Origin of the sequence: Streptomyces alkaliphilus (assembly GCF_014141535.1) — a bacterium.
GTDB lineage: Bacteria > Actinomycetota > Actinomycetes > Streptomycetales > Streptomycetaceae > Streptomyces > Streptomyces alkaliphilus.
Genome location: NZ_VKHT01001722.1, coordinates 1 through 467 on the forward strand (window position 1 = coordinate 1; position 467 = coordinate 467).

Consider the following 467-nt stretch of genomic DNA (forward strand, 5'->3'; position numbering starts at 1 on the left):
GGGCGGGCCGCGGGAAGGGAAACGGAAGCACCCGTTCCCCCGGGTCCGGGGGGTACCCGGGCGCCCCCGGGTACCCGGGGGCGAAGAATATGGGTGGGCTTCCCCCATGTGCGGACCCGGCGGGCCCGGGACGTTGATGACGTGACTGATTCCGCTGTTGCCCCGGCTCCCCGGGTTCGGCCGTTGCCCCGTGACTGGTGGGCTCCCGCCCTGAACCTGCGCGAGCGACTGACCGCCCCCGGGGCGCCGACCGCCGCGCTCTCCTCCGATCACCGGCGTCCGGCGCCGTGGACCGTGGGCGACGAGAGCGGCTTCGCCGCCCGGCGCGCGAGTCTCGGGGTGAGCGAGACCCACCTCGTGGCGCTGGCGGGGGAACCGGCGGATCGGTTGGCCCGGCGGGTGGGGAAGCCGTCCTGGGCGGAGTACGTGGAGCGCGCCGTGACCTTTCTCTTATACACAACTGACGC

General features: G+C 74.1%; 1 protein-coding gene. It reads left to right on the plus strand.

The window, feature by feature from the left end; genetic code table 11:
- Positions 1–141: 141 nt before the first annotated feature.
- On the plus strand, positions 142–467 hold a 326-nt coding region (locus FNQ90_RS26480; RefSeq protein WP_228471631.1), incomplete at its 3' end, for a hypothetical protein.